The following is a 13,464-nucleotide window of genomic DNA, read 5'->3' as shown; positions in this document are numbered from 1 at the left end:
TTAAAACACATGTTTTAGTGGAAGTGAAATCTCTACTTTATAACCATCACCTGATGGTCTATAGTTTGGATAAATTTTTAACGAAGCTTGATGTTGAACATCCGTATACAATAAAGCCAAGCGTTCTTTGGTAATTACCTGAGATAGCGATTTCTTGTCTTTTTCATGTGTAGCATTTTCTTTAAGTCCCATGCCGTTGTCTGTTATACATACATGTAGATAGTCGTTGTTAGCATAAAAGCTTATTTTTACCAATCCCTTGTGATCAATATTTTTCAATCCATGCTCGATCGCATTTTCTACAAATGGCTGAATGAGCATCGGTGGAATCAATATATCTTCCATATCCAGGTCACCGGTATCGATGATGGAATCAAAAATATGGTGAAAACGCATCTGTTGCAAAATAATATAGTTTTTTAAACTGCGTACTTCTTGTTCCAGCGTGATAAAATCATGCCGATTTAACTCTAAAATATCACGGATCAATCGAGTCAAGGCAACTAGATATGTATTTGCTTCCTGCTTTTTATCTGCACCGATGAGCCCTTGTAGATTGGCAATCGCATTGTAGATAAAATGAGGATTAAGTTGATTCTGACGATTCTTTTGTTCTAAGATATACTGTTTATTTTCAATGAGTAACTGATCATGTTTGGCTTTTAACAATTTTTGTTTGTACAACTTATAGGTATACAATAGGATCATCATCAGAAACAGGGATAAGATCACAAAAATCCATCGTTGCTGGACCAAGAGCTTATTGTTGAGCAGATTTGTTTCTTTCAACGTCACAATATCCTGATCCTTTTTTCTCGTCTCATACTTCGTGCTTATTTCTTCAATTTTCTCCTTCTGCATCTCCGTCGTGACTTTCATATACTCATTATACTGTTTGGTCTTCGCTAAATAAGCATTTTTAAAATCACCTTTCTTTTGATAAGCCTCACTTAATAAGTCCAAGAGGGAAATCTTAGCAGTAAAACTCCCTTTTTTCCAACCCTTCCACGCTTCACTCATGCGCACATATTTAATGGTCGAGTCCGGGAGGTTTAAATCTAAAAATGCTCGCGCAAGATTATTGAAAACATAGAATTCCAATTGATTCGTCCGATTTAGATAATTAAAAAAAATACGGAAATTTTTAACTGCAGCATCTGGTCGTCCCATGGCTGAGTGCATCTGTGCCTCATAATCCACGGTTCGCATAAAGGCTAAACTATCGTTGATACTGATCGCCAACATCCGGCTGCTATCGAGATAATTTTGCATATCCCTGGTATTTTCTAACCGTTGACTTAGCATAAATCGGATATCATAATAGCGCTGTTTTAAACGGTTGTGTGTACTCCATGGATGATTGTCCATATACTGCTTAGCATACTTGAGCGACTTGAGATCCTCATGATTATTGTAAAAAGCCATCGCCAATAAATCATCCATGAGGTATAGAAAGACTGAATTTGATTTCTCTATTTTCTGCCTTTCCAAAATGATCTGTTCCACGAGTTTTCCTGAACTGATCTCATCATATCTATTTTTGATACTCAAACTTAAATACTGACGCAATGCATACAAGTCCCGATCCTTTTGAGTTGAATCTATTTTTGAAAGATACGCATGCAGGGAATCTCTCTTTCCCATTGATTTTTCATAAAAACATTTATAGATCCAATATTGCGGCGGCTGTGCAGCATTCGGTTTATACTCAAACGAATCGATATAATTCTTTAATTTTTTCAAACGTGCTTCAGGTGCCAGCGTATCCCAAGCAATTAGGTTCTGATACGCTAAACTATCTTTAGCATATCCGAAAACAGGTTGATTTTTAGTTTCCTGTTGACAGCTCGAAAAGTAAAAAACGGTCAACACGGTGAAAAAAATCAGCATGCTGCGGCATAAGGTTACATACTTGTTTATATCCATATATGGCGTACGATTTAATCATTTTAAAATAAAAAAAAACACATTACTCGAGGACAATTTATATTAGACAGCTTTCCCTTCATATTCGTATATATTGGACCCATATTTAATCATTGACAAGAGGCATGTTTAGATTATGAAGCGTAAAGATAAGCGATCGCATACATCCACAAAATAGGTTGGAATGATTATTTCAATGATCGAACAGATAAAGGGGTGACGAATTGGTATGCGATCCGTCACCCCTTTATCTCTTATAGCTTTAGAGATACCTTATTTAAAATCGAAAGACATCCAGATTCCATTTATCTTTCCAAGGAACCGTTATCTTACCTTCTTGTAGATCAATGGGGAGCCAGATATAGCGACTATCCAACAAATTTTTAGGTTTCCAACGGTCTGCCATAAATATAAAAGCATTTTTCTTACCCGCAACAGGCAACACAAAAGTAGATTGCGCATCAAAAGTGATGTGCGCGTCAGGTCCGCGCATCGGGTCACCTAATGAAGTCCAGGGTCCAAACAAATCATCTGCAACATGCAATTCTGCTTTATTGGGAGCCCAACCGGTACAGCCGCTTGTAAAGAGATAATACTTCTTATTGTATTTAAACAAAGCAGGCGCTTCCCGATGATTTCTGAACAGTAATTTATCTGCTGTCGTAGGGGCTAAATAATCTGGAGTCAGCTTCGCCAATCGCAGTTCATAATTCTCATCTGAAGAATAGATATGATAGGCAACATCATCATCATCTACAAAAAGCCCCATATCTCTAGACATATGGCCATTTGGTCTGAAACTGTCCACCAATTTAAACGGACCAGCAGGAGAATCACTAATAGCAACCGCAGCTCGCGCAGCGGCATAGCCTTGATCTTTCAATTCGAGGTGAAACCACATCACAAATTTTTTCGTCTTTTTATTGTAGATTACTTTCGGACGTTCGATGATACATCCCCATGCAACGTCACTACTGGGATCATCTGCAGGTGAAAAAGCCAATTTTTCAAACTTCCAATGATAAAGATCCTTCGAAGAATAGACATTGACTCCCTGTGATTCGGTTCCCCCTCTTTTTTCACCGTACCAATAATAAGTGCCTTTATGGTACAGCATTCCACCACCATGTGCATTGATCAAATTACCCTGATCATCTAACCATCGTTTTCCAGGTATAAATTGTGCGCTATCTGGATCTTCAGCATCCTTTTGATACACCCGTACGTAATCAATATCATAGATTGCAGGCAACAATTTTTCATCAACAACCCCACCGTTCATTCCGCCCAAAGCTAAATTAAGCAGGATATAATGCGGCTGTTTAAAAGGATTAAATCCTGTTCCATCTCGATTGATCAATTGATCAAGCTTCACTTTATTCATCAGGATATCATCGACATACAAAGCGATCTCCTCTTCATCCCAGTACATGCTCCAGACATGAAATTGTGCTGCCCATTCTTTCCCGCCCAGTTCGGAAACTGCTTTTTTCTGGCTGTGCCAGCTTGCCTGCCATCTCTTATTTGTACCAGATGCAATATTTGCGAGAATATTCCCCTTATAGTACTCCATAATATCAATTTCACCATTTGAAGGCCATTCTTTTTCTATGCCCAATGTCCAAAATGCCGGCCACAATCCACTGCCTACGGGGATCCTTGCCCGCATTTCAAATATGCCATACTTCCAACTGTGTTTGCCTGAAGTATTGATCGATGCAGATGTATAGGTAATTTGTGGACGCGAAGTCGCCCAATGCTGACTATTCGGCTGGTAAGTGGTATTGGGTTTAACCTCTTTTCTGGCTTCGATGGTCAATATGCCATCTTTACAAGATACATTTTCCTGCTGATACCATTGCTCCTCCTGATTACGCATGAAGCCTTGTTCAAATTGCCAGTTTTGATCATTTACAGATCCGTTTTGATCAAACTCATCAGACCAGACCAATTTATACCCTGCCTTTGGCAAGTATTGCGCGCCTGCCTGCGTGACAAGATGCAGTAGAAAAATTAAGTAAAGTGCCTTTTGCATAAAATATTTTTGTTTAAAACTGTACTTCCTTTAAGAAGCTGATGGGGTTCATGATAGATATGAAGTTATGATAACTGTTGTTATAAATTATCCAATATTAATAAAATGTTGCTATTAAACCAGGGGGGTAATTCATCATTTTTGAGGGAGAAACTCATCACTTTTCAAATGAACACTAGTTTAGGTCATTTTACCATCACATATACGACAAATAAATGATTTGTCTTTAATTGCATATTTCATTTATATACCCATAAACTTCATCTCAATTATTCATATTATGTGGATAAGCTATCCATGATCATTTTCAACATGGGAATATTGTCTGTTAATAACGCACAAGATTTTGACAGGAACATCAGCCATATGATTATAAACAAATTGTGGAAACACAGTTATCTATTACTTTTCAACAGATGTGAATCTGTTGTGAATAACAAATCTGGTTTCCACAAAATACATCATGATCTTAACATGTTGTGCATAACTTTAATCTCCTATACAAAAACAGGAGAAAAAGTTAGCGAACAATATGATGTCAAGCTCACTGTTTCTAATTATTTTAATTTATGTTTCACCCCTTCGAAAGTCATTTTAACAGGATTAATATGGCCATTCTCATCAAAGGTCATCACATCAATACACGTCTCCCGTTCATTGGCACCTGTTTTGCCTAATGGTCTACGGTGATACACGATATAGTATTGATCTTTATTGGGCACTTTAATGACCGAATGGTGACCAGCGCCCGTTGCGATACCAGGATCCTGTTCTAAGATCGTTCCTATCCTTTTAAATGGACCAAAAGGAGAATCAGCGATCGCATAAGCGACTTTATAATTTGGAAGACCCCAGCCTCCTTCAGACCACATGAAGTAGTATTTATTGTTGCGGATAAACATAAATGGTCCTTCGACATAGTTTTCAGGCGTTACCTCTTTATAAATCGTTCCATCTTCAAAAGGAACCAAGCTCTTAAAATCAGCACTTAATTTGACCACATTACAATGTTGCCACCCTCCATAATACATATAATATTGACCATCTTTATCTTTAAAGACAAACTGATCGATCGGTTGAGCGCCATTGACGATCTCATTAATGAGCGGTTTCCCCAAGAGATCTTTATAAGGGCCTTGTGGTTTATCAGCAACAGATACGCCAATTCCTCCTATTTCTCCTTGGTGCACATCATTGGCGCCAAAGAATAAATAATACTTCTGATCTTTTTCAAAAACACTCGGCGCCCACATCGCTTTTTTCGCCCATTTTACTTCGGTTGTATCCAGAATGCGGTGATGTTTTTTCCAGGTCACAAAATCCTTTGATGAAAATGCATCAAAGAATATTTGATCTTCATAGGGCGCTGAATAGGTCGGAAAAATCCAGTATTCATTCTTGTAAACAATACCCTCAGGATCGGCGTACCAACCTGGGAATACAGGGTTTTTCTGCGCAAAGAGCGCCTGCGAAATAAATAAAGTAACACTTGTCAGGAAATAGAGGACAATTTTCATCATTAAAAGGTTTTAGTAAGGTTGAAAATAGGAAATATAAGTTTACGATCCAACTTTAAAACCAATAAATAACGTCTATATAAACTTATTTTTTTTCAAAATCAAGCCATAAACTGCCTTTAATCCACTGTACGAATAGATTTTATATTCTTTAAAGTAACCATAAAATAACAAGGATCATATACGAGGATGAAAGACCAATAAAATTAATCTCAACAAGATTAAATTATAATTTTCCTAAATATGCGATAATTATAGTTGATTAGAAAAATATTTTTTTAAATTTGAACCAGATAGTTACTGAAAGCCATCTATACCTAGTAAAAACGAAAACTGTCTGTACTTAATTTGAGCGAATGATAGTGCCTTTTTAAAATAGTTCGCGTATATAATTCATGGCATGAAAAAGTAATTTGTGCCAACCAGATCATAAGGAACCGAAACGACTTCAATGGTTAGAAAAACATATCAAGGAGAAAAAAACGACAAAAATAGAACCATGTCGAAACTCATACAGGCTGTTGGGATAGTTCTAGCAGCAAAAGGCTATACCGGTTTAACGCCGACCAATATCTCAAAAGCTGCAGGAGTAGACCGGAAACTGATATCAGCATATTTTGGGCATATTGATCACTTAATAGCTACCTATATTAAAACTAAAGATTACTGGATCGTCGCCAGCGATCGTGCCGATGAGTTAATAACAACTCAGGCACAAACAAGCTCCCGTCACCTACTCGAACATATGTTATTGGATCAGATCGTCCAATTTAGCGCTAATGAAGAAATGCAGAAGTTAGTACTTTGGCAACTCAGTGAACGATCGGAGATCATGTCACAGGTATCGCAGATGAGAGATGATGTCAGTGCCTTATTCTTTCCGCATGCGGATGAAGAATTAAAAGACAAGGAAGTCGATCTGAGAGCCGTAACCAGTTTATTGATTGCCGGAATTTACTATTTGGTACTCCATACCAAGACGACAGCTAGCACATTTTGCGAAATCGATCTCACTCAGGAAAAAGGCATGAATCGCATCAAAGAAGCAATTAAATTCATTCTAAAAGAAACTTACAATCATAAGTGACGGAGTAACCAGTGACATCTCGACGATTAATAAGTCCTTTCTACTGCTATTCCTGTATGGACATTCTTCCTGATTAAAGCGATACTCCTATTTTAATTCAAAACGCTTATATTTACCCTAAGATTATTTTGGTTAATTTTTGTGGCAATACGGTTAAAATTCTATCAAAATCCTGTCTGTTTTTTTAATTTTATTGAATACAATTCGCAGTGATATCATGTGCTAATCCGTGATATCAAAGGCGTTGATAAAGAAATTTATGCAAAGTCAAACCATGATAACCTCCCTAATTATTATCTGTAAAATTATTATTGCAATTTTACTTTATATCTTATTTAGGAAAAACAGTCTGTTGAAGCGACAGAAATTAAAATTAATAAAGAGCAATCTTAAACTTAAACAGCAGCGAGAACAAATCATATGCTATAATAAAGAATTGAAGGCGTCCGAACTTTTTAAAACTAAAGTACTTTCCATCACTTTTCATGATTTGCGAACTCCATTTACCTCCATGGATATGCTGTTGCATACAGAAGATGTATCTCAAATGACACAACCAGAACTGCAACAAATTTTTGCAGCATTGGGAAATCAGGTTTCCATTTCCAAAAACATGTTGAACGAGGTTTTATTATGGGCAGAATCCCAATTGAGAGATAACTTAGAAAATAAGGAAAGCTTCACTATTGTAGAACAGATCATTGCTATTTTATCTTTATTTGAGCATAATCTAAAGGAGAAAAATCTGGTGATCAACAACACTGTTCCGCTACACCGAATGGTACATATGAGTCGAGACATCTTCTGCTTTGTGATCCGAAATATCATCAGTAATGCGATCAAATTTTCTCATAACGGAGGGACAATTAGAATTGGAATATTAGAAAGTGAGCAAAATGCCTTTCAGTTATTTATTGAAAATAAAGGAGATAACATCTCCGATTCGACTATTTCGAACTTAAATAACAGAAACAGCTGGGAATATAAAAAAACAGTCAATCATACTGGAACTGGCCTTGGAGTTTCATTGTGCAAAGATCTATTACAGCGAGTAGGAGGTCGTCTTCATTTTGAAAATCGAACTGCGGATGTAATTACGGTCTATATATCACTCCCATTAGAGTGCATCGACAGAAAGACCAATGAACTAAGAGCAAGCGACTTAGTTGAAAGAAACATAATAATGCAGTAAACTGACAACGATCTAACTACTCAACCTTCTAAATATTTAACTTTCTTTATAACATCATTATGTGACTTTGCAACATAGGATTTACCTCTATGAATTCTTAATTTTAACTATCTAATAAATTGTGAGCATTATGAAAAAGAACTTAATATTTACCCTGCTTGCTCTTGCAGCAATAAGCATCGGACATCAAGTAAAAGCACAGTCTGCAAGCACGAATCCTGTTACGGTTAACATTGATCTGCAAGCTTCCGTTATTTCTATCGCTTTGGACGCTTCACCAACTGTCAATTTTGTGTATGCCACAGCTGCCGAATATGCAGCAGCCAAGACCGTGACAAAACCAGCACATCTGACGGTCATCAGTAATAAACCGTACGATATCTCTGTACAGGCCAACGGATTATTCACTTCTTCCAACACCTCTAATACGACCAATTTGCCTGCATTAGGCGTGGTCAATGTGAGCGTTGATCCAACAACTGCCAACGGAGGTACATTAAGCACAGTAACGCTTAGCCAAACTGATCAACCCTTAGTGGAAGAAGCTGACCCAACAACTACTGCTGTTTATAATGTCGTCTATACCATACCAACTGCAACGACGCTCGTTGCCTTACCTCAAGAGGTGTATAGCACGACAGTGACGTATACCGCAACGCAATTGTAAATATTTAAAAAATTAACGTGCATTATAATTTGTGAAGTTTTATCTATCTCTAATTTTAGTATTCCTGAATACCCTGGCCCATGCTCAGGGTATTTCTGTTTCACCTTCCCGGATTTTTTTCAAAGGGGAAGCAGGTCAAACGGTCAGTCAGGCCATTTCTTTTAGCAATGCCTCCACTTCAGCATTCTACTTCGTGGCCAATATAAAAGATTGGAACCGCGATTCACTGGGCATCAAACAATATTTTCCAGCGGACGAACGTAAGCAATCCAATGGATCGTGGCTGTCTTTATCGGATAATAGCGTCCGTTTAGCTCCGGGAGAAACAAAAAGTATAAACTTGTCCATGACCATTCCAAAAGATAATAAATCCCTCGCCTTGACCAATAGTATGCTGTTTTTCACACAAGTAAAAGAGCAAACACCTGATGTGAAAAAGGGTGTCAATATGAATATCCTCTTGGAATTTGGTATTCAGGTCTATCATGTTCCCGTCGGTTTACGTGTCGGAGATCTGGAGTTTTTAGCCTTTGAAGATCAAGGTATGGTAACAAAAGAAACCGATCAACGTGTCAGAAAAATGATGGTCAAAGTTAAAAACACGGGACAGATTAATAAAGATGCCTATGTACGCTTTGAATTGACCAATATAGAGACCGGAGAGGAGATACCTGTCAAATCAATCGCTGTAGCAATGTTACCCGAAGCAGAACAATGGATTCAACTCGATTTACCGGCAACACTTAAAGGCCGTTACCTTGCGGTAGCTATCTTGGATGCTGGCGCTCAATACGATCTAAAAATTGCAGAAAAAGAAATTACATATTAAGATCAGCCTCTTAGCTGTCAGTTTGTGCCCTATGATCGTACAAGCTCAGATTTCAGTGAACTTACCTGAGGCTAATATTACAGCAAGAACAGACTATCAACAAAGTATTACTTTGGGGCAATTTAACAGTGCGATCACCTTATTGCCAAATATCGGCATCAAATCTAATAACAGCACGCTAAGTAACATCCTCGGTGGAGTAGGTCCTGCACCTCTTAGTGTAGCAAATTATAAAATTTCATCGATCGCTGGTATATCAGTGCTCAGCTCCAGCACAGAACGCTCACTTTCTACTTCGACACAATCCTTGTATGTGGCCGTTGCCAGTCTTGTTTCAGGAACTGTGCTGAGCAACCTACGTTTGAACACATCCAGCTTCACATGGGTAGCGGGTACTTACAGCACAGATATCGCCCTAACAGCTCCAGGACTTTTAGGTGGAAATGCCATGACTCCCGCCACACAGGCATTCAGTATTGTTGTTCCTGCATTTATTACTTCACAAAATACTGCAGGTACTACCAGCATCTTAGTCAATAACCTGAGCTTCTATCGGTCTCCAACAGGGATCATTAGCAATAAAGTCATGACCCTGGCTCATACTGTACCTTACATTCCCAATTTGCAAACAGGAAACAGCAATTTCAGTTTTTCAACATCCCTGGCCTATAACACATTGCCTATATCTCCTGTTTCCGCTATTAATACGACTTTGACGGCAGTAGCTACCGCTACGCCAATTGCTTTATCAAGCACCAGCCAGCCGTTGACAAATACCACTGGTATTGTAGTACCAACAAACAACTCCCAAGCTCTGACCTATGCCTTTTCAATAACAGGAGCACAATTAAAAGCGAGGTTTATACAAGCAGGAACTTATTCGGTACCCCTGACGTATACTTGGAACAAAATCGCTGCAGCCTATCCGACAGGAAACTTACAGTCCCAAAGTGTTGGCACTTTACAGGTTGTCGTCAGTGATCTCGGAGAATTGATTGCCAATCAACAAACAGTAGGCCTATCTTTCACCACTGCAAGCCAATACAGAAATGGCGTTAACCTGGATATGCCCGCCCATTTAAAACTGAGTAAAACGACACCTTATAATCTATATGTGCGGGCCACATCAGCATCTTTTGCTTCAGGAGTCAACAGCGTACCCCTTAATGTATTGCGTATTGGTCCGATACCTGGGGAAACCGGTATGCAAACGGTTACCTTATCCACAACCCCACAACAGCTGATCAACGCTGCAGACCCAACAGTCGATCGCTCATTGAGCATCCGATATAGTATTCCCGCCTCAGAAACTTCGAAATTATTGAACAAACCTGCAGGAACTTATTCGACCAATATTATTTTTAGCTTCATAGCCCCTTAAAAACGCTTGACTCCCACTTTTCTACGTCCATCTCTATAATTGAAATCTTGCAGATAATTTACCTGCTCCTCTTTCAATTGGATCTGCTGATTTGGATTTTCAATCGTGAAAGCCATTCCTGCTGTTGGGATAGATACTGTATAGCTACCCAAAGGCAAAAAGAAAGTGTAATTACCCTTTGCATCGCTGAGTGTGCTATAGCTTTTACCCTGTTGATCTTCGGCATGAATTCGTATTCCGGAAAGTTCCGGACTTGTTTGCAGGTATTTATCAACGATAGGTTTGATCTTCCCCTTGACCACGCGTGTTTTTACTAAGGGAACCGCTAAACTTTGATTTTTTGTCAACAGCGTATTGATCGGACCTTGCGCTACCCACCCCTGATTATTTTCGATCTGAACCACATATGATCCAGAAGTCATATTTAAAAATGTTACCCGACCTTTTGTATCTGTACGAGCCACCTCCTGATCAATCTTGACGACAAGACCTTCAGGCCTAAGCTCCCCCGCATCGGCCATACCATTTTGATTATGATCATCAAAAAACTGCAACTGCAATTTATGTCCCTTATTTTTATCCCAGTAGACAAATTTCTTTTCAATGCCTATCCGAATCTGCCTGTTGTTGAATGAAGATGTTTCAAAGGCAAAAGGATCCTGTTGAAAATGTAAGGGTATTCGACTTTGGATCATATTATAAAAAACATCAGCCGTTAAACTCCAATTGCCTCTAAATAACCACCTGGCATTTCCATTGATCGACAGATTGTTGCTTCTAGAAAATCCATAATAGCTGTACATGGTCGATAATTGTGTTTGCAAACTCCCTCTAAATGCGGTAAACTGGGTATTGGGACCAAAAGAATAGATCCTATAGTTCGCATCAGGGGTACTTGCCATCAGATCATTCAGATAGTAGGGATTGATCTGAATATAAGTGTTGAAACCCAAGAAGGGATTGCTATAACTACCTGACAGTCTTAAAGAATGAAAGGGGCTGATCGGTTTATTCGATGTATTCCGGTAGGTATACCCATAGTCCGTTCTCAAGGAAAAGCGATGCACGGAGCTAAAATAACTCACATCACCCACCGTTCTAAGAGCACTCGACTTCCATCTTTCCGGTACCGCTCCCCATAAGCTCACCCCCCGGATAGTTGCCTGCTGAAACATCATATAAGGTTTAATATCCAATTGCAATTTTCCAAATGCCGTATGATAGCCCACTTCATAAATCTCGATTCGATTAGAATTACCAAAAAAATAATCACGATCTGTACGCTGATATTTTGGATTATTATCCATATAACTCATACGCGCAGTAATACTGTTGTTATTTTGTAATAGCTTAGTGATGCGCGTATCACTTTGCATTAGCCCCCTACGCAGACCCGTGTAATAGGGAGAACTGTAATAATTCATACTGATGATCTGATAGTGTTCAGTATGATATTGATAATGAGCACCTGCAGCTACAGCATGTTTATTTCCAGCTTGATCCGCACGCTCCATACTATAGCCCCCCTCTACCCATAATTGCTGATGCTCACTCATGGGGATGACCGTCCTCCCATTGATCTGGTCACTATTGATCCGACGATAATCATGTTCGCTATGCAGATAAGTTAAGTAACTTTCTTGATTTTGATCGGTTCGAACAGTATAATTGGCTCCTATGATATGTGCCCCAGGGATCAGATTGCTCAATTGTGTAAAGAGCATATAGTTATTTTCCACACCATACAGGCTTATGGATCGGTTATTATCCAATTTATAACTTGCTTTTACCCCCCTTCCACTGATGGTCTGATCTAGGTTTTCATAGATATTACCTACTTTGACAGCCCAATCTTTCGCTTGATAATCGATATAGGTATCGTAACTATTGAAAGCTTTTTGATTTTGATAGTAATCCAGATTCAGTCGATAGTTCAATTTTTTATTTACACCGATATCAAGATCACCATAGCCCTGTAACTGATATATGGAGTTCTGTTTATCCATACTTGTATAGCGCAATGCAACCGCATTATTGTAGGCTTCGTTTCCGAAATTTGGAACAGCCCCAAACCGTTTTACACTGCCCACCTGCAAAATACGAATCCGACTACTTATCAGCTCATTCCCATTCAGATCCAAACCCTGCATGGCTATATCAAAATCATCGAATCTATTTTTTGATTGCATCCTTGCGTTAAAAGGCAGCAGCACCTGTCCGCCAGGTTGCAAGGTAACCGGTAACAGTTCGCCTATTACTTCAAAACCTGGCGGAAATCCTGAAAAAAGCAGCTTAAAAGTAATCGGCACTAGACCCGCATTGGAAGCCTGAATCCTAAACTGCACTTGGTTGGTCGTCTGATCCAAATAATATTCCGATTGATCTGCTTGTAAGATAAGCGAGCGGTCACTGCTTAATGTCGTATAAAAGGTGAGTGGCTGAGGTAGCCTTATCGTGGCATCAACACTTGAAAACCCAATAGTAAAAGCTTGGTTATTATTTGATAATGTATGACGATCAGCCATAAATTTGATCGGAAAACTTTTTTCCTCATGGGCCTGCAAGGTGATTTTTTGCGGTAGCTTGATCAAACCCGATAACGATAATGTTCCTTTCGCCAAAGGTATCAGTTCAATGGTTTTATCGGTCAGATTGCGGATGTGGATCTTGTTTGCAAACGTCTGGCTTTGGGTCACAGCTATGCTATCTTGGTCCAAGCGATACTCCACATCAAAATGGTGTTGACTTTTCGCTTCGGATAAGAAAACAAGTAAAAAGCACATCAGAAGCAAGAAAGTCCACAGATACTTCATGGGCATAGCAGGAGGTT

General features: G+C 38.9%; 9 protein-coding genes. 5 read left to right on the top strand and 4 right to left on the bottom strand.

Annotated elements, in window-relative coordinates; genetic code table 11:
• The 3 genes from C8N37_RS05795 to C8N37_RS05785 all read right to left on the bottom strand — a co-directional run bounded on the left by C8N37_RS05795 (position 1) and on the right by C8N37_RS05785 (position 5,481).
• Positions 1–1,926: a sensor histidine kinase gene (locus tag C8N37_RS05795; protein WP_108158030.1), complete on the bottom strand. Its 1,926-nt coding sequence runs from the start codon at positions 1,924–1,926 to the stop codon at positions 1–3.
• Between the two features lie 277 nt (positions 1,927–2,203).
• Positions 2,204–3,961, bottom strand: a complete 1,758-nt coding sequence (locus C8N37_RS05790; protein WP_108158029.1) for a family 43 glycosylhydrolase — start codon at positions 3,959–3,961, stop codon at positions 2,204–2,206.
• A gap of 557 nt (positions 3,962–4,518) precedes the next feature.
• Positions 4,519–5,481 (bottom strand): glycoside hydrolase family 43 protein, encoded by a 963-nt coding sequence (locus C8N37_RS05785; protein WP_108158028.1) that lies wholly within the window; start codon positions 5,479–5,481, stop codon positions 4,519–4,521.
• Positions 5,482–5,977: 496 nt separating this feature from the next.
• Here C8N37_RS05785 and C8N37_RS05780 point away from each other — a divergent pair, with 496 nt between their 5' ends.
• From C8N37_RS05780 to C8N37_RS05760, 5 genes are all read left to right on the top strand, one after another.
• Entirely contained in the window at positions 5,978–6,565 is a 588-nt protein-coding gene (locus tag C8N37_RS05780; protein WP_244914348.1) for a TetR/AcrR family transcriptional regulator, read from the top strand.
• Between the two features lie 436 nt (positions 6,566–7,001).
• Entirely contained in the window at positions 7,002–7,757 is a 756-nt protein-coding gene (locus tag C8N37_RS05775; protein WP_170114483.1) for a sensor histidine kinase, read from the top strand.
• A 130-nt stretch (positions 7,758–7,887) separates the two neighbouring features.
• Complete coding sequence (locus C8N37_RS05770; RefSeq protein ID WP_108158025.1) at positions 7,888–8,424, top strand: hypothetical protein; 537 nt, start codon at positions 7,888–7,890, stop codon at positions 8,422–8,424.
• Positions 8,425–8,455: 31 nt separating this feature from the next.
• Entirely contained in the window at positions 8,456–9,253 is a 798-nt protein-coding gene (locus tag C8N37_RS05765; protein WP_108158024.1) for a fimbrial biogenesis chaperone, read from the top strand.
• The gene (locus C8N37_RS05760; protein WP_146171018.1) at positions 9,228–10,634 is read left to right on the top strand and encodes a hypothetical protein; all 1,407 of its coding nucleotides are present in this window, start codon (positions 9,228–9,230) and stop codon (positions 10,632–10,634) included. The genes C8N37_RS05765 and C8N37_RS05760 overlap by 26 nt, the downstream gene beginning before the upstream one ends.
• Here C8N37_RS05760 and C8N37_RS05755 read toward each other — a convergent pair.
• Positions 10,631–13,447 (bottom strand): MSCRAMM family protein, encoded by a 2,817-nt coding sequence (locus C8N37_RS05755; RefSeq protein ID WP_108158022.1) that lies wholly within the window; start codon positions 13,445–13,447, stop codon positions 10,631–10,633. The genes C8N37_RS05760 and C8N37_RS05755 overlap by 4 nt on opposite strands.
• Positions 13,448–13,464: the final 17 nt, after the last annotated feature.

The sequence above is a fragment of the Sphingobacterium faecium genome, from assembly GCF_003054045.1.
Taxonomy (GTDB): Bacteria; Bacteroidota; Bacteroidia; order Sphingobacteriales; family Sphingobacteriaceae; genus Sphingobacterium; species Sphingobacterium faecium.
This window is presented reverse-complemented; position numbering and strand designations above follow the sequence as displayed.